Raw genomic sequence first — 21,007 nt, 5'->3', positions numbered from 1 at the left:
GGTCACTGTTCGATAACGTCTAGACTGGCTCCTCGTGATCAGCGTCGAGAATGTGTCGAAGTCGTACAAGACCTCCACGAGGCCCGCCCTGGACAAGGTGAGCGTCGAGGTGGACAAGGGCGAGTTCGTCTTCCTGATCGGCCCGTCGGGCTCGGGAAAGTCGACGTTCATGCGCCTGCTCCTCAAGGAGGAGTCGCCGACGTCGGGCGACATTCACATCGCGGATTTCCATGTCAACAAGCTGTCGGCCCGGCGTGTGCCGAAGTTGCGGCAGAGCATGGGCGTCGTCTTCCAGGACTTCCGGCTCCTGCAGAAGAAGACGGTGTCCGAGAACGTCGCGTTCGCGCTCGAGGTGATCGGGAAGCCGCGCGCGATGATCTCCCGGACCGTCCCCGAGGTACTCGAAATGGTCGGGTTGTCCGGGAAAGCGGATCGCCTCCCCACCGAACTGTCCGGTGGTGAGCAGCAGCGCGTCGCCATCGCCCGGGCGTTCGTGAACCGGCCGCTGGTGCTGCTGTGCGACGAGCCCACCGGAAACCTCGACCCGGAGACCAGCCAGGACATCATGCTGCTGCTCGAACGGATCAATCGCACCGGAACGACGGTGGTGATGGCGACCCACGACCACCACATCGTCGACTCGATGCGTCGTCGCGTGGTGGAACTGGACCTCGGCAGAGTGGTGCGCGACGAGGCTCGGGGTGTGTACGGCGTGGGGCGTTAGCCGCCCTCCCTGCACTCCAAGCTTCAGTACTGTCCCCAAGTCTCCTACGAAGGACTCTGATTCCCCGATGCGTGCCAGTTTCATTTTCAGTGAGGTCCTGACCGGACTCCGCCGCAACGTCACCATGACCATCGCGATGATCCTCACCACCGCGATCTCCCTCGGCCTGTTCGGGAGCGGGTTGCTGGTGGTGCAGATGGCCGGCAAGACCCAGCAGATCTTCCTGGACCGCGTCGAGGTGCAGATCTTCCTCACCGACGACATCTCCACCTCGGACCCGGGTTGCGAGGGGGAGATCTGCAAGTCGCTGCGCACGGAACTGGAGGACACGCCGTCGGTGGTGTCGGTGGAGTACCTCAACCGGGACGACGCGGTGAAGGACGCGACGGAGCGGGTGTTCAAGGATCAGCCCGAACTCGCCGCGCTCGTCAGCCCCGACAGCTTTCCCGCTTCGTTCAAGGTCAAGCTCAGCGACCCCGAGCGGTTCGGCGTGATCAACGAGAACTTCGGTACCCGGCCGGGCGTCGAGAGCGTCCTCAATCAGCGCGAACTGGTCGAGCGGCTCTTCAGCGTCCTCAACGGGGTCCGCAACGCCGCGTTCGCGATCGCGATCGTGCAGGCCGTGGCGGCAATTCTCCTGATCGCGAACATGGTTCAGATCGCGGCCTTCACCCGTCGCACCGAGGTCGGCATCATGCGGTTGGTCGGTGCGACCCGCTGGTACACGCAGTTGCCGTTCCTGCTCGAGGCGGTGGTCGCTGCGCTGGTGGGTGCAATCCTCGCCATCGTCGGCCTGTTCACCGCGAAGAACATGTTCATCGACGACGTGCTCGCGGACGTCTACGAGGCCAACATCGTGGCCCGGATCTCCAACAGCGACGTGCTGTTCGTGGCGCCGGTGCTGGTGCTGGTGGGCGTCGGCATGGCGGCCGTCACCGCGTACGTGACCCTGCGCTTGTACGTCCGCGAATAATTCGGTTTGCGCCTTCTCCTATGCTGGAGAGTACGAACTGTTCACCTCGGACATCGCGGACTGAAAGGCCCGGAACGTGAAGGAAAAGGGCCGCAAGGTCATTGCGACCAACCGCAAGGCGCGTCACAACTACACCATTCTCGACGTCTACGAGGCGGGGATCGCGCTCGTCGGTACCGAGGTGAAGAGTCTGCGCGAGGGTAAGGCGTCGCTGGTCGACGCGTTCGCCACCGTCGACGACGGGGAGGTGTGGCTGCGCTCCCTGCACATCCCCGAGTACACGCAGGGCACGTGGACCAACCACTCGCCGCGCCGCACCCGGAAGCTGCTGCTGCACAAACGGGAGATCGAGCACCTCGTCGGCAAGACCCGCGAGGGCAACCAGACCCTGGTTCCCCTGTCGATGTACTTTTCCGACGGCAAGGTCAAGGTGGAGCTCGCGCTCGCCAAGGGCAAGCAGGACTACGACAAGCGCCAGGACCTGGCCAGGCGGACCGCCGAGCGTGAGGTGACCCGCGAACTCGGACGCCGAGTCAAGGGCATGCGCTGACGTCCATCCTGCTCGCGCTCGTGGCCGCGATCGGATACGGCGTGAGCGATTTCGTCGGGGGAGTCGCGTCCCGCAGAGTGGCGGCGCTGCGCGTCGTCATCGTGTCTTATCCGCTGTCGCTGCTGATCGTCCTCATGATCGCCCCGTTCGCCGGGGGCACCCTCACCTCGTCCTCCCTCGTGTGGGGTGCGGTGGCGGGAGTGGCAGGCGGGGTGGCGGTCTGGTGGTTCTATCTCGCGTTGGCGTCGGGACCGATGTCGGTGGTGTCGCCGCTGACGGCCGTGCTGGTCGCCGGTATTCCGGTGTTGATCGGGCTCGCGTTCGGCGAGCGGCCCGGGCCCGTCGCGTACATCGGAATCGCGGTGGCCCTCGTCGCCGTCGTCCTCGTCAGCCGGGAATCGCCCGACGAGACCGCGGGTGAGGTGGCAGGCGGCAGGGTGCTGCGCTTCACCCGCACCGTGGCACTGCTCACCGTCGGATCCGGCATCGCGTTCGCGCTGTCCTTCGTCTCGCTGCACCAGATCGGCGACGAGGGCGGGATGTGGGCGCTCGCCGTGTCCCGCGCCGCGGCGACCGCGGTGGTCTGGCTCGTCGCCCTGGCCGCCGGCCACTTCGTGCCGCCGCACGGCGAACCCCTCAAACTCGCCGTGTATGTGAGTTTCCTCGACGTTCTTGCCAACGCGGCCATGATGTACGCGTTCCAGGGCGGGCTGCTGTCGCTCGTCAGCGTCATCGGGTCGCTGTACCCCGCGGCCACCGTGCTGCTGGCGATGGTGATGCTCGGTGAACGGGTGAGCAGAATGCAGCAGGCGGGGATGCTCCTCGCCCTCGCTGCCGTCGGAATGATCGCCGTGGCCAGCTGAAATACGTCCGTCGACACTCCCGGCGAAAACCGGGATGAATCCGGGCGGGGTTCGCGTTACACTAGGTGGCCCCGCGAGACTCGTGGGGCACGTACGGGGCTGAACGGTTTCGACTGCGTACGTTGAGGTAGGGGAAGCGTGTCGGTGCAGGCAAGAGACCACCGTAAGCGTCGCTGCAAACATATAAGCGCCGATTCCAATCAGCGCGACTACGCACTCGCTGCCTAAGTAGCGACTGCGTGTCTGTCAGTCCGGGTTCGCCCTCGGTCCGGGTACTGGCATCAGCTAGAGGGCTTTACCGTTCGACTCGGTCGCGGAGTCGAACGGGACAACCAACAGCGACTGGGATCGTCATCCTGGCTTGTTTGCGAGACCGGGAGATCCAAGTAGAGACATAGCAAACTGCACACGGAGAAGCCCTAGCTTTGCTGCGGAGGACCCGGGTTCAATTCCCGGCAGCTCCACCAAGTCCGGGCCGGACACCACCAGGTGTTCCGGCCCGGATTTTTTTTGTGTGCATCGGAGTTCGACCATCCCGGTAGGCCGCCGTGACACGATGTGTGCCGTGTCCCTGACGAAACCGGTGGCCGTGGTCGCGTTGGGCGGTGCGCTCGGCGCGAGTACGAGATTCCTCCTGTCCGAGCTGTGGCCGGGGATCTGGACCATCCTCGTGATCAACGTGATCGGGACGCTCCTGCTCGGCTACCTCGCCGAGACGGTGGGACCGGACCGGTTGTCGCGGCTGTTCCTGGGAGTCGGCGTCCTCGGCGGTTTCACCACGTTCTCGACCTTCGCCGTCGACGCGGTGCGGGAGGACGCGCTGACCGCGACCCTCTACGTGGCGGCCACCCTGGTCCCCGCCCTACTCGCGGCGCGGCTGGGGATGCTCGTCGGTCACCGCCACCGGCTGGCGCGGAAGGCGGTGGCATGACCGTCCTCCTCGTCGCGGTCGGCGGCGCGCTCGGTGCGACGACGCGGTACCTCGCCGGCCGGTACGTCGACTCGTACCGCAGTTTCCCGGTGGCCACCTTCCTCGTGAACGTCGCCGGGTGCCTGATCCTCGGACTGCTGTCGGGGGCGTCGATGTCCGCGCAGACGTTCGCGTTGCTGGGCACGGGCTTCTGCGGCGGACTGACCACGTACTCGACGTTCGCGGTGGAATCGGTGGGACTGCTGCGGATCCGGCTGGCGCTCACGTCCATCGTGTACACGGTCGCGAGTGTGGCGGCCGGTCTGGCCGTCGCCTGGCTGGGGTTCCGATTGACGTCTTGACGGCAGACTCCGGCGCGAGGGTGCAGGATGGGTTGGAGCCGAGTTCGATCCCGAAACGTTTCCAGGAGGTCTCGTGGCGCACGACAGGGCGGGTCAGGTGGCACTGCCGGAGGATCTCGTAGACATCGCGCACCTGGTGACCGCGTACTACAGCGGCGTGCCCGACCCCGAGAACCCATTGCAGCAGGTGCTGTTCGGGACGTCCGGCCACCGCGGGTCGAGCCTGGACACCGCGTTCAACGAGGCGCACATCCTCGCCACCACCCAGGCCATCGTCGAGTACCGGGCGTCCCAGGGCGTCGACGGACCCCTGTTTCTCGGGCGCGACACCCACGCCCTGTCCGAGCCGGCGTGGACGTCGGCGCTCGAGGTGCTGGCCGCGAACGACGTGACGGTGCTGATCGATTCGCGGGATCGGTACACGCCGACCCCCGCGGTCAGTCACGCGATTCTCCGCTACAACCGCAGCGGTCCGGAGTCGCGGGCCGACGGGATCGTCGTGACGCCGTCGCACAACCCGCCCCGCGACGGCGGCTTCAAATACAACCCGCCGCACGGCGGCCCCGCCGGCTCCGAGGCGACGACGATCATCGCCGACCGGGCGAACGAGCTACTCCGGCGGGACCTCTCGGGGGTGCGGCGAGTTCCGGCTGCCCGGGCGATCGCGCGGGCCGAGCGGTACGACTTCCTCCGCTTCTACATCGACGACCTGCCGAGCGTTCTCGATTTCGACGCCATCCGGAGTGCCGGAGTGCGGATCGGCGCCGACCCGCTGGGCGGAGCGAGCGTCGACTACTGGGGTGCGATCGCCGACATCCACCGGCTCGACCTCGAGGTCGTCAACCCACTCGTCGACGCCACGTGGCGGTTCATGACCCTCGACACCGACGGCAAGATCCGCATGGACTGCTCGTCGCCGAACGCCATGGCCTCGCTGATCGGAGCCCGGGACCGGTTCGACATCTCCACCGGCAACGACGCCGACGCGGACCGGCACGGAATCGTCACTCCCGATGGGGGACTGATGAATCCCAACCACTACCTCGCGGTCGCCATCGACTACCTGTTCTCGCACCGAAAAGGGTGGGGCTCGAGTGTGAAGGTGGGCAAGACGCTGGTCAGTTCGTCGATGATCGACCGGGTGGTCGGAAGCCTCGGCCGTGAACTGCTCGAGGTCCCGGTGGGTTTCAAGTGGTTCGTCCCCGGCCTGCTCGAGGGTTCGCTCGGTTTCGGCGGCGAGGAGAGCGCGGGTGCGTCGTTCCTGCGTCACGACGGTGAGGTGTGGACCACCGACAAGGACGGGCTCATCCTGGCCCTGCTGGCCTCGGAGATGACGGCGGTGACGGGAAAGACACCGTCGGTCCGGTACCGGGAACTGACGGAGCAGTTCGGCAGTCCCGCCTACGCCCGCATCGACGCCCCCGCGACGCGGGAGCAGAAGGCGGTGCTGGCGAAACTGTCGCCCGAGCAGGTGTCGGCCACCGAACTGGCGGGGGAGCCGATCACCGCGACGCTGACGAGCGCCCCGGGCAACGGGGCGGCCCTCGGCGGGCTGAAGGTCACCACCGAATCGGCGTGGTTCGCGGCGCGGCCGTCGGGCACCGAGGACGTCTACAAGATCTACGCCGAATCGTTCCAGGGCCCGGACCATCTCGCGCAGGTGCAGGCGGCGGCCAAGGAACTGGTGGCCGACGTCCTGAAGTAGGTGTTCGGCGGGGTAGGTGCTGCCGCGGAAGCGGGGGCACCTACCATCGGATTCAACTATGAACACTCGCGCAGCCGGGCTGCCCGCCGGGCGCAGCCCGCGGCTCCCTTCGGAAATCTGGGTGCTGGTCTCGGCCAGCTTCGTCATCGCACTCGGATTCGGGATCGTCGCACCCGCCCTCCCGCAGTTCGCCCGCAGCTTCGATGTCAGCGTGACGGCGGCCACCGTCGTGATCTCGTCGTTCGCGTTCATGCGCTTGATCTTCGCCCCGGTCAGCGGCCGGCTCGTGCAGAAACTGGGGGAGCGGCCCGTCTACATCACCGGGCTCCTGATCGTCGCGGCCTCGACCGCCGCCTGCGCGGTCGCGGGGGACTATTGGCAATTGCTGCTCTTCCGCGCACTCGGGGGGATCGGCTCGACGATGTTCACGGTGTCGTCGATGGGCCTGGTGATCCGCATCGCACCGGTGGACAGCCGCGGTCGCGTGTCCGGGCTCTACGCGACGAGCTTCCTGATGGGATCGATCTCCGGACCCCTCGTCGGCGGGTTGCTCGTCGGATTCGGGCTCCGGGTCCCGTTCGTCATCTACGCGATCGCCCTCGTCGTCGCTGCGGCCGTCGTGTTCGTGAGCCTGCGGGGTTCGCACCTGACGGCGCCCGACGCCACCGCCTCCGGTGCCGCCATGACGCTGCGGGAGGCACTCGGGCAGCCCGTGTACCGGGCCGCGCTCGGCTCCAATTTCGCGTTCGGTGGTGTGATCTTCGGCGTGCGGGTGGCGATGGTGCCGCTGTTCGTCGTCGAGGCGCTGCACCGCGACGCAGCGCTCGCCGGTATCGCCCTCACCGTGTTCGCCGTCGGCAACGCGCTCGTCCTCATCGTGTCCGGGCGACTGTCGGACGTCTACGGCCGGAAGCTGTTCGTCCTGCTCGGACTGCTGGTGTGCGGCGCCAGCACCGTCGGAATGGGGCTCAGCGAGAACCTGCTGGTGTTCCTCGTGCTGTCCGGCATCGCAGGGATCGGATCCGGAGTGATGAGCCCCGCACAGCAGGCCGCGGTCGCCGACGTCGTGGGCGCCAAGTCCCGCGGCGGCCCGGTGCTGGCCGCGTTCCAGATGGTCGCGGACGTCGGCGGGGTCCTGGGCCCGGTCGGGGCGGGTCTGCTCGCCCAGCACCTGTCGTACGCGGTCGCATTCGGTGTCACCGGAGGGGTCATGCTCCTCGCCGCGATCGGCTGGCTGCTGGTCCCGAACAAGGCGGCGCCCAAGGTGTCGGTCGAGGCGGTCTGACCGGCGTCTTCGGTACGCTCGTCCGGGTGTGGATCAAGGTCGTCTCCCTGCTCGCCCGGCTGTCTCTCGCCGCCGTCTGGCTGGTGTCCGGCGCACTGAAAGTCGCCGACCCCGCCCAAACGATCATCGCGGTCCGGGCGTACCAGCTACTGCCCGAAGACCTCGTCCGGCCGGTTGCCAACACGCTGCCGTTCTTCGAGATCGCCCTCGGTCTGCTCCTGGTGATCGGACTCGCCGTCCGCGCTACGGCGTCGGTGTCCGCCGTGCTCCTGCTCGTCCTCATCGGTGTGATCGTCTCGGTGTGGGCCCGCGGGCTGTCCATCGACTGCGGATGCTTCGGCGGCGGCGGTGCGGCCGACGTGAACGGCTGGGACTACGCCGAGGAAATCCTCCGGGATGTGGGCTTCCTCGCACTGGCCGTGTGGCTGATCGTGTTCCCCCGTTCCCCGTTCGCCCTGGGGCTTCGTTCCCGCACCACTTTCTCAGTGACCCCTCAGCAGACGGTGGCAGAGTAAGCATCCGGTAAATCGATCCGACGTCGAAGGACTGCATCCACGTGAGCTCGAAGAACAAGTACAACCCGCAGCCGGAATCCAGCCGGTCCACCTACATCCTCGGTGGGCTCGCCGTACTGGTCATCGCCGTACTGGTCATCGGCGGTGTGATCTGGCAGAGCAACCGCAGCAAGCCGCGCAACGACGGCTACGGCGGGGTCCAGAACTCCGAGGTCCAGGTGGCGTTGCAGAACGACGGCGTCGTGCTCCTCGGCAAGCCGGACGCGGCGACCACGGTCGACCTGTTCGAAGATCCCATGTGCCCGTACTGCGCCGAACTCGAAAACAAGAACGGTCAGGAACTCGCCCAGTCCATCGACGACGGCAAGGTGGCCGTCCGCTACCACGTCCTGAACTTCCTCAACCGGCTCTCGGCCAGCGGCGACTACTCCACCCGTGCCGTCGCGGCGTCCGAGTGCGTCGCCGAAACCGGTGACGCCGTGGCATATTCGGCTTTCCATGCGGCGCTGTTCTCGCCGGCGAACCAGCCGAAGGAGAACGGCAGCTCCGATCACACCAACGAGGAACTCGCGCAGATCGCCCGCGACGCCGGAGCGTCCGACGCAGCCGCCGAGTGCATCACCACCGGGGCGAAGGTCGAGCAGGCGGGTGCGCACGCCGAGGCGGGCCGTCAGGCCCTCGCCGCGAGCGGTGCCACCGGCACGCCCGCCGTGGTGAAGGACGGCACCGTGATCGACGCGCTGTCCAACGAGAACTGGGTGTCGCAGCTGTAGGCGGCTCCGCCGCCCGTGCGCCTTTGTGGTAGCTGGGACAACCAGAAAGGCGCACGGGCGCGAAGCGCCTCTGACCAGGCGATTTGTTGGCCCGGTCGGCAATGGTGTAACTTTCTTCGAGCACGGAGGAAGTCATTCCGAGTGCGGAGAACAACCGAATACGGGGCTATGGCGCAGCTGGTAGCGCACCACACTGGCAGTGTGGGGGTCAGGGGTTCGAGTCCCCTTAGCTCCACTTTCGAGAGAAGCCTCTCATCCGCAGACGATGCGGGTGGGAGGCTTTCCTCATTCATCCCTCTTGTCCCGGTGGGACACTGGCGTCATGACATTCACTGTGACGCATCGCTCATTCGACCAATTGGCGGAGTTCGCCGTCACCGACTTCGGCGACGACGACAGCTACAGCATCCACGAGTCCGGGGCGCTCGTCATCGTCCGCGCCGCGCGGGAGCTGATCTACGCCCCTGGGAGCTGGTTCCTGGTGGAGCGGGAGGACGGCCAGGAGGACGGTTCGCCCGGCAACTACATGTGACGGTCCGGGCCGCGGCGTCCGATTCGCACATGTGTTCGACAGCCGGGTAGATTCGACGTGTGGCCGCCCGAACCGAGACCGCGCCGGGGTGCTGCCCGAACGGGCACCCACTGGCCGCCAATACGTGCCTGGTGGGGTGGGAGGTGTGCGGGTGTGCGACGTCGAACAACGGTGGCCACCGCACCCATTTCTGCCGGCGATGCGGCGCCACCGTCCGGACTCCGCCGTGCAGCGGCACGGCCTCCTGTGGCGGTCGGTGAGCGGACGGTTATCGGATCGGCTGCCTCGCGGCCGTCGGGTTGCCCCAGATCGTGTCGGACACGTCCTGGAGCACGAGGGCGACCAGTCTCTCGGTGCCTGCGGTGAACGTGGACGCCGCGACGAGTACCCAGATCCAGTGGCCCTCCCGGTGCCGGATCCGCAGATGTGCTGTCGCGCTGGGGCTTTCCTGGCTCAGGACCCGGGCGAGCATGGTGCCCCACAGTGCGGCGTCGTCGGGGTGGAACAGTTGCTCGTGGTCGAGATCCGCGAATTCTTCGGCGTCGTAGCCGATCAGGGCCGCGCACGCGGGGTTGCTGAACACGACGTTTCGTTCGCGGTCGTGAACGCTGATCGCGTGGGGAATGGACTCCATCAGCGCAGCGAATCCGTCGCTATCCAGTTGTTTCACTGTTCCCCCCTCATGCTTCTTCGATGGCGCCCACATAGTACGCCGCACCTCGCATTTTCGTGCGGTGATTCAGTTAACGAACAGCAACCTCGGCCGCGAACGGGCCCCGCGGGGATAGGGTGACGGGATGCGGTTCGTCACCATCGTCCAGGCCTCCGCGTTCGTCCCCGTGTGGTTGCGGGTCCTGCTGCTGATGGCCGCAGGAGCGAAAGTGTGGGGAGCCGGCATCTACTCGGGCTGCTACTTCGGCAGCAAGGACGTCACGATGGGGCTGGGGACGTTCGTCAACCGCGGAGTCCTGTTCGACGGCACCGCGCCCATCGCACTTGGCAGGCAGGTCGCCGTCGGGCACCGCGTCCAGTTCGTCACGAGCACCCACGAGATCGGTCCGGATTCCGGCCGGGCCGGGCGAGTGTTCGACCGCCCGATCGTGATCGGCGACGGGTGCTGGATCGGCGCGGGCGCGATCATCCTTCCCGGAGTGACGGTGGGCGAAGGGTGCGTCGTCGGGGCCGGCGCGGTGGTCACCCGGGACTGCGAGCCGAACGGCCTCTACGCGGGGTCGCCCGCGCGTCGGGTCCGCGACCTCGACTCGGCGCCGTCCGTCCGCTGAGCGAAGCACGTCCGGCCGAGTAAGGGAGGATGCGATGACGGCGCGGTACCGTCCCCGCGTCGGTGGTGGGTGCCGGGCGTTAGGATGGGCGCCCGGTAGCTCGTCGAGGTCCCACGGAGGTCGCAGCGTTGGCGAAGAAGCGGATTCCCGTCGTCATCGTCGCCGGATTCCTCGGTTCGGGAAAGACCACCCTGCTCAACCACGTGCTGCGCAACAACCGCGGCGTCCGGGTCGGAGTCATCGTCAACGACTTCGGCGCCGTGAACATCGATTCGATGATGGTGGCCGGCCAGGTCGATTCCATGGTGTCGCTGAGCAACGGCTGCATGTGCTGCGCCGTGGACGTCAGCGACATGGACGAGATGCTGGACCGCCTCGCGCACCCCACGTCGCAGATCGACGTGATCATCGTCGAGGCGAGCGGGCTTGCCGAGCCGCGCAACATGATTCGTCTCGTCCTCGGCAGCACCAACCCGCACGTGGCGTACGGCGGACTCGTCGTGATGGTCGACGGTGAGCAGTTCCAGGACATGTCGGCGCAGCACCCGGACCTCGGCAAGCACGTCACACTCGCCGACCTCGTGATCCTGAACAAGACGGACCGCATCGACGACGACCGGCGCGCCGCCGTGCAGGCGATGGTCCGCGGCTACAACGACCGCGCGCCCGTCCTCACCACCGCGCACGGCCGGATCGAGCCCACCCTGCTGTTCGACCGGGAACCGGGGCGTGAACCGGCGGCGGGGGAGCAGCTCACCCTCGACCAGCTCCTGCTGGATCAGCACGACCACTGCGAGGACCACGACCACCTGCATTCGTCGTACGAGGCAGTCGATTTCGCTTCGGACGAGCCGATCGATCCGCGGCGGCTGGTCGAGTTCCTCGAGCAGCGGCCGGTCGGGATCTACCGGATCAAGGGATTCGTGCACTTCGCGGTTCCCGGGCAGTCACGGAAGTTCGAGGTGCAGACCGTCGGCCCGCACATCAGGTTCACGTCGACGCGCTGGGAGCCCGGCGAGGAGCGGGCGACCCAGCTGGTGCTCATCGGGGCCGATATCGAAGCCGAGCACGTGCGGGCCCGGCTCGCTGGCTGTGTCGTTGCGGAAGGCGAAGATGCGGACCCCGGCGCGATGCTGGGTGTGCACCGCTATACCGTGACGGCGTGACCGAGTCTGCGTGTAGTCCCGATACGAATTCCGAGCCGGCGCTGTCGGTGTACGACGCGATCCGTCGCCGCCGCGACGTGCGGGCCGAGTTCACCGGGGAGCCGATCGCGGAAGAGGTTCTCGACCGCATCCTGGGCGCCGCGCACTGCGCACCCAGTGTGGGCAACACCCAGCCGTGGGATTTCGTCGTCGTACGCGACACCGGGACCCTGACCACGTTCGCCGACCACGTGGCCGGCGCTCGCAGGCGCTTCGCGGAGTCGCTGCCCGAAGACCGGAAGAAGACGTTCGATCCCATCAAGATCGAGGGGATCTGCGAGAGCGGCATGGGCGTGGTCGTGACGTACGACCGGAGCCGCGGTGGCGAACACATCCTCGGCAGGCACACGGTCGACGACACGGGCCTGTTCTCCGCGGTGCTCGCGATCCAGAATCTGTGGCTCGCCGCGGCCGCCGAGAACGTGGGCGTCGGCTGGGTGTCGTTCTACGACGAGCCCTATCTCACCGAACTGCTGGGAATCCCCGAGCCGGTGCGTCCCATCGCATGGCTGTGCGTGGGGAGGGTTGCCGAGTTCCAGCAGGTGCCGGACCTCGAGCGCTTCGGGTGGCGGGGGCGCCGGCCATTGGCCGACGCCGTCCACCTCGAGAAGTTCTAGCTCTGACGGCGGCGTGAACTGCCGGCGGACGCCGTGCGGGTTCCCCCGCCCGTAGAGGAGGCTGCGCGGGGGCGTCCGGCTCCACCCGAGCGGGAGCGACGTGCGCCGCCGCCCTGACCGTGTGCGCGGCCGCCCTGACCGCCCTGACCGCCGCGTCCGCCCTGGGCGCCGCCCGGCCGCTGGTTGCGTCCGCCGCCGCCGTTCGATGCCGGCGCCGCCTTCGGGGCGGGAGCGACGTGCGGTGCGATGTCGCCGACCAGGTCGAGCACGTGTGCGGAGTCCGCGGTGCTGCGGACCGGGGTCACCTTGATCGCGGCCTTGCGCATGAGGACGGCGAGGTCCTTGCGCTGCTCGGGCAGCACGACCGTGACGACGTCGCCTGCGCTGCCCGCGCGTGCGGTGCGGCCGGAGCGGTGCAGGTAGGCCTTGTGCTCGGCGGGCGGATCGACGTGGACGACCAACTGGACGTCGTCGACGTGCACGCCGCGTGCCGCGACGTCGGTGGCCACCAGCACGCGGGCCTCACCGGCCGAGAACGAGGCGAGGTTGCGGTCGCGGGCCGCCTGCGACAGGTTGCCGTGCAGGTCGACCGAGGGGATTCCCGCTTCGGTGAGCTGACGGGCCAGCTTGCGGGCCTGGTGCTTGGTGCGCATGAACAGGATCCGGCGTCCGGTGCCGGATGCGAGCCGCTCGACCAGCTTGCGCTTGGCCTCGACGCCGTCCACGTCGAACACGTGGTGCGTCATGGCCGCGACGGGCGAGTTCGCCTCGTCGACCGAGTGCAGCACCTCGTTCTTCAGGAACCGCTTCACGAGCTTGTCGACGCCGTTGTCCAGGGTGGCGGAGAACAGCAGCCGCTGCCCCTGCTGGGGGGTCGCGTTGAGGATGCGGGTGACGACGGGCAGGAAGCCGAGGTCGGCCATGTGATCAGCCTCGTCGAGCACGGTGATCTCGACGGCGTCGAGGCTCACGAACTTCTGCTTCATCAGGTCTTCGAGCCGTCCGGGGCACGCGACGACGATGTCGACGCCGGCCTTGAGGGCACTCACCTGACGGTTCTGGGAGACGCCACCGAAGATGGTGGTGACCCGCAGGTCGTACGCGGCGGCGAGGGGCTCGAGGGTTGCAGTGATCTGCGTGGCGAGCTCACGGGTGGGGGCAAGGATCAGGCCCACCGGCCGGCCCGGGCGGCGCTTTCCGCCGGACAGTTCGCCTGCGAGGCGGGACACCATCGGAATGGAGAAGGCCAGCGTCTTGCCGCTGCCCGTCTTGCCGCGGCCGAGCACGTCGCGTCCCGACAGCGTGTCGGGGAGGGTGTCGACCTGGATGGGGAACGGGGAGGTGATCCCCTTGTCGGCGAGTGCTTTCACCAGCGGTTCGCGGACACCGAGCGCGGCGAACGTCGTGTCGGGGGTGTTCGTGTCAGACAAGTGGTCAGGCCTTTCGAGCACAGGGTTGTGCCCGGAGGGCCGATACGGAAGGTCTCCGTCGGAGCTCGAGCACAGGTTGGCGGCGTTGCCGGTCGGCAAGCTTCTTCGCCGTAAGAAGAGCGGATGCGGTGGTGCACATCCAACAGGATTCGGGTGACCGAACTGAATGCGTTCTACGACGCTGGATGACCGTCGTGGTCATCTAGTGATGGCGAGTCTACCTGTTGACGGCCGGCCGGTCCCACCGAGGAGTCACAGACCGACCCATTCGGAGGCCCCGTCGGCGAATTTCTGCCGCTTCCAGATGGGTACCTCGTGCTTGATGCGCTCCACCAGTTCGGCGCACGTGGTGAACGCCTCGGCGCGGTGGGGAGCGGCGACCGCGGCGACCACCGCGAGGTCGCCGACGGTGAGGGATCCGACCCGGTGGATGGCCGCCACGGGGAGTCCGGACGAGGCCGCGACCTCCTCGCAGACGGTGCGCAGGAAGCGTTCGGCGTCCGGGTGCGACTGGTATTCGAGTGCCGAGACCGATTGTCCGCCATCGTGATTGCGGACGACGCCGGTGAACACGACGACGGCGCCGTGTTCGGGCCCGGCCACGGCCGCGTCGACGACGGCGGGATCGAGCGGCTGATCCGAGATCTGGGCGAGAATGTCAGGCATCGTGCATACCTCCACCTGCGACCTGAGCGAGAAGATGATCGACGATGGGGTCGAGGACGGACAATCCGTCCTTGACCCCGCCCGGCGAGCCGGGGAGATTCACGACGACTGTGCCGTTCGCCACACCGGCGAGTCCGCGGCTCAGCGAGGCGTGCGGGGTCACCTCCGTGCCGCGGTTCCGGATGGCGTCGGCCACGCCGGGCAGTTCGCGGTCGAGCACCGCGCGGGTGGCTTCCGGGGTCGCGTCCGTGGGGGAGACCCCGGTGCCGCCGGTGCTGATGATCAGTGCCGGGTTCCCGGACAGGGCGTCGGCGAGTCCGGCCGCGATGTCCGCGTCCGCGTAGACCAGCGGACCCCGGGTGGTGAATCCACGTTCCTCGAGCCACGCGGCGATCACCGGGCCGGTCGTGTCTTCCCGAGTGCCCTTCGCCCCGCCGGTAGAGGCGACGAGTACGGCCGCGGATCGCGCTGCCACCGTGGGAGTTTCGGTGCTCTGCTGTTCGCGCGTCCAGTGTCCGCGTTTGCCGCCGTCCTTGGTGAGCAGCCGGACACCGTCGAGTGTCGCGGCGGGGTCGACGGCTTTCACCATGTCGTGCAACGTCAATCCGGCCACCGCCACTGCGGTGAGGGCCTCCATCTCGACGCCGGTCGGGCCCTTCGTCTTCGCGGTGGCCTCGATCGTGATCGCATTCTCGGTGAACCCGAACTCCACCTTCACCGACGACAGCGCGAGCTGATGGCAGAGCGGAATCAGCTCGGACGTCTTCTTCGCACCCGAGATCCCGGCGATCCGGGCCGTCGCGAGAACGTCGGCCTTGGGGAGGTCGTCGGCCCGGACCAGTTCGATCACCGCGGGGGTGGTGACCAATTGCCCGGCGGCCACCGCGGTCCGGGTCGTGTCCGCTTTCGCGCTCACGTCGACCATGCGCGCGCGGCCCTCGCTGTCGAGGTGCGTCAGGTCGCTCATAGGGGGATCACCTTCACGAGTTGGCCGGCGTCGAGCGCGGTGACGTCGGCGGGAACGTCGAGGAGGACGTCCGCCCACGCCATCGCGGCGACGAGATGGGAGCCGGGGCCGGACACGAGTTCGACTCCGGCTTCGGTGCGGCGTGCCCGGAGGAACTGCCGCTTGCCGGGAATGGAGGTGACGGCCGCGGCGAGCGGCAGTTCCTCGGGTTCGGTCGGGGGGAGCCCGGCCGCGCGCCGGATCTCGGGACGCGCGAACACCTCGAACGAGATGAGGGTGCTGACCGGGTTCCCCGGAAAGTTGAGGACGGGCGTGCCGTCCACGACGGCGGTGCCCTGCGGGCCGCCCGGTTGCATCGCGACGTGACCGAAGTGTCCGCCCAGCGGTGACAGCGTCTCCTTGACCACCTCGAAGTCGCCCATCGACACCCCGCCGGACGTGAGGACGAGATCGGCCGTGGTGGTCGCCTCCGCGAGCAGGGTCCGGAACTCGGCCGGGTCGTCGCCGCTGCGCGCGATCGACACGACCTCGGCGCCGTTGGCCCTGGCGCTCGACGCGAGGGCGATTCCGTTGGAGTCGTAGATCTCTCCGGGGTGCAGCGTCGTTCCGGCGTCGACCAGTTCGGCTCCCGTGGTGATCACGGCGATGCGCGGGCGCGGGCGCACGGGGACGCGCTGCAAGCCGACGGCGGCGAGGACGGCGATGTGCCGGGCGGCGAGCACACTGCCCGCGGGCAGCAGGAGCATGCCCTCCCGGACGTCGCTGCCGCGCTCGCGCACGAACTCGCCGGCGCTGCGCGAGCGTTCGATACGGACCTGTCCGTCCGCGGCCTCGGTGTCCTCGACCGGGACGATCGCGTCGGCACCGTCGGGGATCGGCGCACCGGTCATGATCCGGTAGGCGGTCCCGGGAGTGTGGACGGTGGTGCCCGCCGGTCCCGCGGCGATCACGCCCCGCACCGGCAGCACCGCCGGGATCGACGCGACGGAGGCGGCGTCGACCGCATATCCGTCCATCTGCGAATTCCGGAACAACGGCAGGTCGACGGGGGAGCGGACGTCGGCGGCGAGGGCGCGCCCGAGTGCCTCACCGAGCGGGATCTCCACGGCCGGGCGCCCGTGCAGCGGCGCGAGGAGTTCGGCGACGTGCTGGGCGTGCTGCTCCACAGAGCGTGCGGTCACGATATTCCTCCGGCCATGGTCACCAATCCTAGGCACCTCCCGGCGGAGTGACGCGCACCGCGTCGGACAACGCTCACCCCCGCGCGGCATACTGGACAGATGCAGGGAAAGGCAACTCGATGACCACGGTGGAGATGGGGATCCCGACCATTCGGTCGTCGGTCTCGCTCGACGGCAGACCGGATGTCGACCAGCTGGTCGACCGGTTCGGTCGCGTCGCGCGGGATCTGCGGGTCTCGATCACCGAGAAGTGTTCGCTGCGCTGCACGTACTGCATGCCCGAGGAGGGCCTGCCCGCCATTCCTGCGCAGAATCTCCTCACCGCGGGCGAGATCGTGAGGCTCGTCGACATCGCCGTCCACCGGCTCGGTGTGCGCGAGGTCCGGTTCACCGGGGGCGAACCGCTGATGCGGGTGGATCTCGAGCAGATGATCGCAGGATGTGCCGAGCGGGTGCCGGGGATTCCGCTCGCGATGACCACGAACGCGGTCGGTCTCGAGCACCGCGCGGCCGGGCTCGCCCGGGCCGGACTGACACGGGTCAACGTCTCCCTCGATTCGGTCGATCGCCAGCACTTCGCGAGACTGACCAGACGTGACCGTCTGCCGTCGGTGATGGCCGGTATCCGTGCCGCCGCCCGCGCCGGACTGGCACCGATGAAAATCAATGCGGTGCTGATGCCCGACACGCTCAGCGGAGCGGCCGATCTCCTGGAATGGTGCCTGAGCGAGGGCGTCACGCTGCGGTTCATCGAGGAGATGCCGCTCGACGCCGATCACGAGTGGGCACGCGACAACATGGTCACCGCCGACCGGTTACTGGCCGTCCTCGGCGAGCGGTTCACGCTCACCGAACACGGGAGGGAAGACCCGTCGGCGCCTGCCGAGGAGTGGATCGTCGACGGCGGACCGGCCACGGTCGGAATCATCGCGTCCGTCACCCGGTCGTTCTGCTCCGACTGCGACCGCACCCGCCTCACCGCCGAGGGAACGGTACGTTCGTGCCTGTTCAGCGACCAGGAGATCGACCTGCGGGCAGCACTGCGGTCGGGTGCGGGCGACGAGGATCTGGCGCAATTGTGGCGCGGCGCGATGTGGAACAAGTGGGCAGGCCACGGAATCAACGCGGACGGCTTCGCTCCGCCGCAACGCAGTATGGGAGCAATCGGTGGTTGACGTGACAGGCATTTCCGTCCGGTACTTCGCGGCCGCTGCCGACGCAGCGGGCTGCACCAAGGAGACCCTCGACCTCCCGGCCACCGCGGACCTCGGCCAGGTGAAGGACCTTCTCCTCGCCAAGTACGGTCCCGGCATGCAACAGGTGCTGTCGGTCTCCGCGTTCCTGGTGGACTCCGAGTTGACCCGCGATCTGACCCGCACCGCCGGGGCGCAGGTGGACGTGCTGCCGCCGTTCGCCGGCGGCTAGCCCGCCGCCCGCCGATCGGTTCAGTGGACGGACTCGGCCAGCCACCGGTCGAAGGTGATCGTTCCGAAGCGGTTGTCGGGCACCAGGTTCGATCCGTTCCGCAGGAACTGCCCCAGCGCGCCGGGAAGCGGAACGTTCACGACGAAGCCGTGCGTCTTGGTGGCCTTCTTCCACGCCGCCGTCAGATCGCGGGCGGTGCGCACCTCCGGGCCACCGATGGTGACCGGCCCCTCCGGCGACGGTTCGGTGGCCAGGGCTGCGTCGACCAGGGCGGTCGCCACGTCCCTCGTGTCGATGGTCTGAAAGCTCGTCTTCGAGAAGGCCGGGATCAGCCCCACCCGGCTCGCCGGCTTCGCGACCATGGGAATGAAGTCGTGGAACTGGGTGGCCCGCACGATCGTCGTCTCGATCGCGGCGCTCTCGTAGACCCGCTCCTGGGTCCGCTTCGCCTGGTAGTAGGCGAATTCGGCCAGGTCGACGTTGACGATGGAGAGGAGGACGGCGCGTCCGACTCCCGCGCCGTCCGCGGTGGCGAGCAGGTTCTCGGAGCCCTTCTCGAGCACCGCCCGGGTGCCCTTGGTCTTGCCATCGGTGGTGTCGACCACGACGTCGACACCGTCGAGTGCCTCTGCGAGGCCGTCGCCGGTGACGAGATCACCGTGGAAATGTGCGATCTCGCTGCCCGGCGCCCCGCCGTGCCGGGTCAGGACCCGGACGGAGTGACCGCGAACGAGGAACTCCTTGACCACCTGCCGGCCTGCAGTTCCGGTACCGCCTGCGACCAGCGCCTGGACCACCGGGTCACCGCCACCACGTGTCGAGCGGGGTTACCGGGACCGTGCGCTTGTGACGGGTATTCAGAAACATCGCCTCGAGCTTCTCGGCGACGGCGTCGGGAACGTCCTTGCCCTCGAGGTAGTCGTCGATCTGCGCGTACGTCAGGCCCAGCGCCTCCTCGTCGGGAAGAGCGGGACGGTCGTCCTCGAGGTCGGCGGTGGGAACCTTCTTCCATGTGCTCTCGGGTGCGCCGAGTTCGCGGAGCAGCGCGGCGCCCTGACGCTTCGACAACCCCGTCAGAGGAGTGACGTCCACGCCGCCGTCGCCGAACTTGGTGAAGAAGCCGGTGATCGCCTCGGCGGCATGGTCGGTGCCGACGACGAGATACCCGAGCTGACCGGCGATCGAATACTGGATCACCATGCGCTCGCGGGCCTTGATGTTGCCGCGGACGAAGTCGCGGAGTTCGCCGCCGTCGCCGATGATGTCGCGCAGCGCCTCGGACGACTCCTTCGCGGTCGCGTCCGCGCCGGGCTTCACGTTGACGACCACCGACCGGTCGGGCCCGATGAAGTCGAGGGAGATCTGCGCGTCGGATTCGTCGGCCTGGGCGCCGTAGGGCAGCCGCACGGCCACGAACTCGGCGTCGTGACCCTCCTCGCGCAACTCGCTCGCCGCGAGCTGGGCGAGGCGTCCGGCGAGGGTGCTGTCCTGACCGCCGCTGATACCCAGGACGAAACCCTTGGCCGGGGTCGACAGCAGGTAGTCCTTCAGGAACTGAACACGTTTGCGGATCTCGTCGCCCGCGTCGATGGTGGGCCGGGCACCGAGTTCCTCGAGGATCTGCGCACGTAGATTCGCCATGCCAGAACTCTAGCGAGTGCCCCTGAGGAGCGCAGGGTACGGTTCCGCGCATGAGTAGATCGGACGTTCTGGTGGTCAGTGCGACCAAGGCGGAGGCGGTGCACGTCCCGTCCGAGTTCGAGGTCCTGATCACCGGGATCGGCAAGGTGAGCGCCGCCGTGGCCGTGGCGTCCGCGCTCGCCGACTACCCGAGAAACGCCAAACCGCTCGTCGTCAACATCGGCACCGCGGGCGCGCTGCACGAACATCACAGCGGGCTGTTCACGCCGTCGACGGTCCTGAACCACGACATCAGCGGCGACGCCATCCGGGCGCTCGGGCACGAGGTGGCCGATCTCCTCGCCCTGCCCGACGGCGACGGTTCCGTACTCGCGACCGGGGATCTGTTCGTGTCCGACATCGGCGTGCGCGACGAACTCGCCCGCCGGGCCGACCTCGTCGACATGGAGGGGTTCGCCGTCGCCTACGCCAGTGCCCGCGGCGGCGCCCGGTGCCGGCTCGTCAAGCACGTCAGCGACACCGCCGACGACTCGGCACTGGACTGGCCCGCCCGGATCGATGCGAGCGCCCGCGAACTCGGGCGCTGGCTGGCGGCGCTCTAACTCGCCCGCAGTTCCAGTCCGGTCCCGGCACCGTTGACCAGGCGCAGCGTGTCCGAGCGGACGGCGTAGCCCGTCTCCCCGGTCAGTGCCGCGAGGACCGCGCTTTCCACCTCGGACTCGTCCGGGGGACAAGCCATCCGGGTGGTGGCCCACGACCCGAACGTGATCGAACTCGGCCGCACCTCCGCGGTCCCGGTCATCCGGTTGCATCCGGTGAAACCGGACGCCGAACCGTCGCCTGCGATCAGCAACTGCGGTGCCGTCCGCTCCAGCGCCGCTGTCGTGGTGACCGCGTCCGGACTGATCAGCGCGGTCACCGTCCACGTGGTTCCGACGACGGGCAGGTCCGGCCGGACGACCTTCTCGTCCGTCAGCGTCACAGAAGCGGTGGGGGTGGTGAGGGTGAGCGTGTCGCCGCCGAGGGTCCAGTTCGGTTGCGCGTCCAGCAGGGCCGCCGCCCAGGCGTCGGCGCCTGCCGCCTCGCCGGGGCACGCCATCAGCGCCATGGCGAGCGGTCCCGTCACGATCTTTCCGTCGGACAGGTCGACGTCGGCGCTGCCCTGATTGCATCCGGCGTCGACGGACAGTCGCCCGGGGTCGGTGAACCCGAGCACGAGTGGCCCGCCGCCGGGAATGGGATCGCCCTCGACGGAGGTGGAAACGAACGTGCGGCCGGTCGGGTCCTGGGCCTCGGTCTGCGCATCGCCGCCGCAGGCGGTGAGCGAGGCGAACGTCAGGAGGCCGAGAACGGCAGCGGTGGTGCGCATTCCCCGAGGTTAGACAAGATGTCCGGATCCG

25 protein-coding genes, 1 tRNA gene and 1 other RNA gene are annotated in these 21,007 nt (G+C 68.3%); 19 read left to right on the top strand and 8 right to left on the bottom strand.

Annotation, left to right across the window (positions count from 1 at the left end; genetic code table 11):
• Positions 1–34: 34 nt before the first annotated feature.
• The 13 genes from ftsE (at position 35) to CA951_RS09730 (ending at position 9,192) form a co-directional block, all read left to right on the top strand.
• The gene (ftsE, locus tag CA951_RS09790; RefSeq protein ID WP_005240222.1) at positions 35–724 is read left to right on the top strand and encodes a cell division ATP-binding protein FtsE; all 690 of its coding nucleotides are present in this window, start codon (positions 35–37) and stop codon (positions 722–724) included.
• 67 nt (positions 725–791) lie between these two features.
• Positions 792–1,697: a permease-like cell division protein FtsX gene (gene ftsX, locus CA951_RS09785; RefSeq protein ID WP_087556638.1), complete on the top strand. Its 906-nt coding sequence runs from the start codon at positions 792–794 to the stop codon at positions 1,695–1,697.
• 76 nt (positions 1,698–1,773) lie between these two features.
• Positions 1,774–2,247 (top strand): SsrA-binding protein SmpB, encoded by a 474-nt coding sequence (smpB, locus tag CA951_RS09780; protein WP_015890164.1) that lies wholly within the window; start codon positions 1,774–1,776, stop codon positions 2,245–2,247.
• Between the two features lie 8 nt (positions 2,248–2,255).
• Positions 2,256–3,110, top strand: coding sequence for a DMT family transporter (locus CA951_RS09775; protein WP_087556637.1), 855 nt, complete (start codon positions 2,256–2,258; stop codon positions 3,108–3,110).
• 95 nt (positions 3,111–3,205) lie between these two features.
• Positions 3,206–3,577: a transfer-messenger RNA gene (ssrA, locus tag CA951_RS09770) on the top strand.
• 89 nt (positions 3,578–3,666) lie between these two features.
• A complete protein-coding gene (locus CA951_RS09765; RefSeq protein WP_087556636.1) occupies positions 3,667–4,041 on the top strand; it encodes a CrcB family protein in 375 nt (124 codons plus the stop codon).
• Positions 4,038–4,382, top strand: coding sequence for a fluoride efflux transporter CrcB (gene crcB / locus CA951_RS09760; RefSeq protein WP_087556635.1), 345 nt, complete (start codon positions 4,038–4,040; stop codon positions 4,380–4,382). Before CA951_RS09765 ends, crcB begins: the two co-directional genes overlap by 4 nt.
• Before the next feature lie 73 nt (positions 4,383–4,455).
• On the top strand, positions 4,456–6,087 hold the full coding sequence (gene pgm / locus CA951_RS09755; protein ID WP_087556634.1) for a phosphoglucomutase (alpha-D-glucose-1,6-bisphosphate-dependent): 1,632 nt from the start codon (positions 4,456–4,458) through the stop codon (positions 6,085–6,087).
• A gap of 58 nt (positions 6,088–6,145) precedes the next feature.
• Positions 6,146–7,372, top strand: a complete 1,227-nt coding sequence (locus CA951_RS09750; protein WP_087556633.1) for an MFS transporter — start codon at positions 6,146–6,148, stop codon at positions 7,370–7,372.
• 26 nt (positions 7,373–7,398) lie between these two features.
• Positions 7,399–7,887, top strand: coding sequence for a MauE/DoxX family redox-associated membrane protein (locus CA951_RS09745; protein WP_087556632.1), 489 nt, complete (start codon positions 7,399–7,401; stop codon positions 7,885–7,887).
• 41 nt (positions 7,888–7,928) lie between these two features.
• Positions 7,929–8,660 carry a DsbA family protein gene (locus tag CA951_RS09740; RefSeq protein WP_087556631.1) on the top strand — a complete coding sequence of 244 codons (732 nt, stop codon included), beginning with the start codon at positions 7,929–7,931 and terminating at the stop codon, positions 8,658–8,660.
• Between the two features lie 162 nt (positions 8,661–8,822).
• A tRNA-Ala gene (locus CA951_RS09735) sits at positions 8,823–8,895 on the top strand.
• A gap of 87 nt (positions 8,896–8,982) precedes the next feature.
• A complete protein-coding gene (locus CA951_RS09730; RefSeq protein ID WP_011598322.1) occupies positions 8,983–9,192 on the top strand; it encodes a hypothetical protein in 210 nt (69 codons plus the stop codon).
• A 268-nt stretch (positions 9,193–9,460) separates the two neighbouring features.
• On the opposite strand, the gene CA951_RS09725 is transcribed toward CA951_RS09730, so the two are convergent.
• On the bottom strand, positions 9,461–9,862 hold the full coding sequence (locus CA951_RS09725; protein WP_225857933.1) for a PAS domain S-box protein: 402 nt from the start codon (positions 9,860–9,862) through the stop codon (positions 9,461–9,463).
• Positions 9,863–9,989: 127 nt separating this feature from the next.
• Between CA951_RS09725 and CA951_RS09720 the strand changes: the two genes are divergently transcribed.
• The 3 genes from CA951_RS09720 (at position 9,990) to bluB (ending at position 12,297) form a co-directional block, all read left to right on the top strand.
• Positions 9,990–10,475 (top strand): DapH/DapD/GlmU-related protein, encoded by a 486-nt coding sequence (locus CA951_RS09720; protein WP_087556630.1) that lies wholly within the window; start codon positions 9,990–9,992, stop codon positions 10,473–10,475.
• A 128-nt stretch (positions 10,476–10,603) separates the two neighbouring features.
• Complete coding sequence (locus CA951_RS09715) at positions 10,604–11,641, top strand: GTP-binding protein (RefSeq protein ID WP_087556629.1); 1,038 nt, start codon at positions 10,604–10,606, stop codon at positions 11,639–11,641.
• Positions 11,638–12,297: a 5,6-dimethylbenzimidazole synthase gene (gene bluB / locus CA951_RS09710; RefSeq protein ID WP_087556628.1), complete on the top strand. Its 660-nt coding sequence runs from the start codon at positions 11,638–11,640 to the stop codon at positions 12,295–12,297. Before CA951_RS09715 ends, bluB begins: the two co-directional genes overlap by 4 nt.
• On the opposite strand, the gene CA951_RS09705 is transcribed toward bluB, so the two are convergent.
• From CA951_RS09705 to glp, 4 genes are all read right to left on the bottom strand, one after another.
• Positions 12,294–13,727, bottom strand: coding sequence for a DEAD/DEAH box helicase (locus CA951_RS09705; RefSeq protein ID WP_179220159.1), 1,434 nt, complete (start codon positions 13,725–13,727; stop codon positions 12,294–12,296). The genes bluB and CA951_RS09705 overlap by 4 nt on opposite strands.
• 252 nt (positions 13,728–13,979) lie before the next feature.
• Positions 13,980–14,393, bottom strand: coding sequence for a molybdenum cofactor biosynthesis protein MoaE (locus tag CA951_RS09700; protein WP_087556627.1), 414 nt, complete (start codon positions 14,391–14,393; stop codon positions 13,980–13,982).
• The gene (moaCB, locus tag CA951_RS09695) at positions 14,386–15,360 is read right to left on the bottom strand and encodes a bifunctional molybdenum cofactor biosynthesis protein MoaC/MoaB (protein WP_087556626.1); all 975 of its coding nucleotides are present in this window, start codon (positions 15,358–15,360) and stop codon (positions 14,386–14,388) included. The genes CA951_RS09700 and moaCB overlap by 8 nt, the downstream gene beginning before the upstream one ends.
• Positions 15,357–16,541, bottom strand: coding sequence for a gephyrin-like molybdotransferase Glp (gene glp, locus CA951_RS09690; protein WP_087556625.1), 1,185 nt, complete (start codon positions 16,539–16,541; stop codon positions 15,357–15,359). Before glp ends, moaCB begins: the two co-directional genes overlap by 4 nt.
• A 119-nt stretch (positions 16,542–16,660) precedes the next feature.
• On the opposite strand from glp, the gene moaA reads away from it, so the two are divergent.
• Together moaA and CA951_RS09680 are read left to right on the top strand one after the other, a co-directional pair.
• Positions 16,661–17,716, top strand: coding sequence for a GTP 3',8-cyclase MoaA (moaA, locus tag CA951_RS09685; RefSeq protein ID WP_087556624.1), 1,056 nt, complete (start codon positions 16,661–16,663; stop codon positions 17,714–17,716).
• Positions 17,709–17,966 (top strand): MoaD/ThiS family protein, encoded by a 258-nt coding sequence (locus CA951_RS09680; protein WP_087556623.1) that lies wholly within the window; start codon positions 17,709–17,711, stop codon positions 17,964–17,966. Before moaA ends, CA951_RS09680 begins: the two co-directional genes overlap by 8 nt.
• 20 nt (positions 17,967–17,986) lie before the next feature.
• Here CA951_RS09680 and CA951_RS09675 read toward each other — a convergent pair whose 3' ends face one another.
• On the bottom strand, positions 17,987–18,763 hold the full coding sequence (locus CA951_RS09675; RefSeq protein ID WP_087556622.1) for an SDR family oxidoreductase: 777 nt from the start codon (positions 18,761–18,763) through the stop codon (positions 17,987–17,989).
• 4 nt (positions 18,764–18,767) lie between these two features.
• On the bottom strand, positions 18,768–19,607 hold the full coding sequence (gene nadE / locus CA951_RS09670) for an ammonia-dependent NAD(+) synthetase (protein WP_087556621.1): 840 nt from the start codon (positions 19,605–19,607) through the stop codon (positions 18,768–18,770).
• A gap of 50 nt (positions 19,608–19,657) precedes the next feature.
• Here nadE and CA951_RS09665 point away from each other — a divergent pair, with 50 nt between their 5' ends.
• Positions 19,658–20,209 (top strand): nucleosidase, encoded by a 552-nt coding sequence (locus CA951_RS09665; protein ID WP_087556620.1) that lies wholly within the window; start codon positions 19,658–19,660, stop codon positions 20,207–20,209.
• Here CA951_RS09665 and CA951_RS09660 read toward each other — a convergent pair.
• Positions 20,206–20,976 (bottom strand): META domain-containing protein, encoded by a 771-nt coding sequence (locus CA951_RS09660; protein WP_087556619.1) that lies wholly within the window; start codon positions 20,974–20,976, stop codon positions 20,206–20,208. The two genes, CA951_RS09665 and CA951_RS09660, sit on opposite strands and share 4 nt — an antisense overlap.
• Between the last annotated feature and the right edge of the window lie 31 nt (positions 20,977–21,007).

Origin of the sequence: Rhodococcus sp. NCIMB 12038 (assembly GCF_002165735.1) — a bacterium.
Classification (GTDB): domain Bacteria; phylum Actinomycetota; class Actinomycetes; order Mycobacteriales; family Mycobacteriaceae; genus Rhodococcus_F.
The sequence above is the reverse complement of the archived record's forward strand: the minus strand, read 5'-3'. Positions and strand labels throughout refer to the sequence as shown.

Excerpts from the sequence above, each read along its gene's own strand:
- ftsX (WP_087556638.1), top strand. The coding sequence starts at position 792 with ATGCGTGCCAGTTTCATTTTCAGTGAGGTCCTGACCGGACTCCGCCGC.
- CA951_RS09765 (WP_087556636.1), top strand. The coding sequence starts at position 3,667 with ATGTGTGCCGTGTCCCTGACGAAACCGGTGGCCGTGGTCGCGTTGGGC.
- crcB (WP_087556635.1), top strand. The coding sequence starts at position 4,038 with ATGACCGTCCTCCTCGTCGCGGTCGGCGGCGCGCTCGGTGCGACGACG.
- CA951_RS09750 (WP_087556633.1), top strand. The coding sequence starts at position 6,146 with ATGAACACTCGCGCAGCCGGGCTGCCCGCCGGGCGCAGCCCGCGGCTC.
- CA951_RS09730 (WP_011598322.1), top strand. The coding sequence starts at position 8,983 with ATGACATTCACTGTGACGCATCGCTCATTCGACCAATTGGCGGAGTTC.
- CA951_RS09720 (WP_087556630.1), top strand. The coding sequence starts at position 9,990 with ATGCGGTTCGTCACCATCGTCCAGGCCTCCGCGTTCGTCCCCGTGTGG.
- CA951_RS09700 (WP_087556627.1), bottom strand. The coding sequence starts at position 14,393 with ATGCCTGACATTCTCGCCCAGATCTCGGATCAGCCGCTCGATCCCGCC.
- moaCB (WP_087556626.1), bottom strand. The coding sequence starts at position 15,360 with ATGAGCGACCTGACGCACCTCGACAGCGAGGGCCGCGCGCGCATGGTC.
- moaA (WP_087556624.1), top strand. The coding sequence starts at position 16,661 with ATGACCACGGTGGAGATGGGGATCCCGACCATTCGGTCGTCGGTCTCG.
- nadE (WP_087556621.1), bottom strand. The coding sequence starts at position 19,607 with ATGGCGAATCTACGTGCGCAGATCCTCGAGGAACTCGGTGCCCGGCCC.
- CA951_RS09665 (WP_087556620.1), top strand. The coding sequence starts at position 19,658 with ATGAGTAGATCGGACGTTCTGGTGGTCAGTGCGACCAAGGCGGAGGCG.
- CA951_RS09660 (WP_087556619.1), bottom strand. The coding sequence starts at position 20,976 with ATGCGCACCACCGCTGCCGTTCTCGGCCTCCTGACGTTCGCCTCGCTC.